Consider the following 1,145-nt stretch of genomic DNA (forward strand, 5'->3'; position numbering starts at 1 on the left):
CCCTTGTATCTTTAAGCCTCGGACCAACTCGGGTAACCCGATAGCCCTCGGGGTGATGTTTCAAGCCCGTCTTTGAGCGTAGGGTGCCTAAGTTGGACCGTCCTTTCTTGCAGCCCGAACGGTTGTAGGAACATAGAGTTCGCATAAACAAGGATGGGAGCGAAAGGACATGTCCGACTCTGCTTTCGTAGGAATTGACGTCTCGAGCCAAACGCTCGAGGTGGCCGTGAGCACCCGGGGGGCGAACTGGCAGGCTTCTAACGATGCCTCGGGCATTGAGCAGTTGGTCCAACATCTGCTCTCGCTTGGCCCGACCCTGATCGTGCTGGAGGCCACCGGCGGCTACGAATTCGAGGCCGCGTGTGCGTTGCAGGCCGCGGGATTGAGCGTGGCCGTGGTTAATCCACGCATGGCGCGTGATTTTGCTCGTTCGATGGGGGCGCTGGCCAAGACCGACGCGCTGGACGCGCGAATGCTGGCCGCTTTTGCCCGTGTGTTGGATCAGCACCCGCAGCGTGAGCGCTTCATCAAGCCCTTGGCCGATGCCCAACTGCAGCGCTTGCAGGCGCTGGTCTTGCGTCGGCGCCAACTGGTGCAGATGATCACCAGTGAGCGTCAGCGGCTGCGACTGGCGCATGCGGCGGCGCGCCCCAGCATCGAACGAGTCGTCGATTTCCTGCAGCGCGAACTCAGTGACAGTGACACCGAGGTTGCCGCACACGTGCAGCAGCATCATGCCGCACTGGCCCAGGCGTTGCGCAGTGTGCCCGGCATCGGTGCGGCGAGTGTGGCTGTGTTGCTGGCCGAGTTGCCCGAGTTGGGCAAACTCGATCGTAGACGCATTGCCGCGCTGGTGGGCGTGGCCCCGCTCAATCGCGACTCTGGACCCATGCGGGGGCAGCGAACCATCTGGGGTGGGCGCGCCGAGGTGCGCAGCACGCTCTACATGGCAACGCTGACAGCCGTGCGGCATAACCCCGTGTTGCGCGACTACTACCAGCGCCTCATTCTCGCGGGCAAACGAAAGAAGGTTGCGCTGGTGGCAGCCATGCGCAAGCTGCTTACTATCATTAACGCGATCGCCAAACATGGCGTGAACTGGAATCCGTGCTTTCATATCGCTTGACTTGCAAGACGGTTGCTCA

1 protein-coding gene is annotated in these 1,145 nt (G+C 61.7%); it reads left to right on the forward strand.

Translation table 11 applies throughout. From position 1 onward, the window contains the following. The first annotated feature begins 169 nt into the window (after positions 1-169). On the forward strand, positions 170-1,126 hold the full coding sequence (locus QCE83_RS34980) for a transposase (protein WP_309821465.1): 957 nt from the start codon (positions 170-172) through the stop codon (positions 1,124-1,126). Positions 1,127-1,145 lie beyond the last annotated feature (19 nt).

The organism is Caballeronia sp. LZ034LL, assembly GCF_031451215.1.
Lineage (GTDB): Bacteria > Pseudomonadota > Gammaproteobacteria > Burkholderiales > Burkholderiaceae > Caballeronia.

Bases quoted from the DNA above. Each gene is read 5' to 3' on its own strand.
- QCE83_RS34980 (WP_309821465.1), top strand. From the start codon at position 170: ATGTCCGACTCTGCTTTCGTAGGAATTGACGTCTCGAGCCAAACGCTC.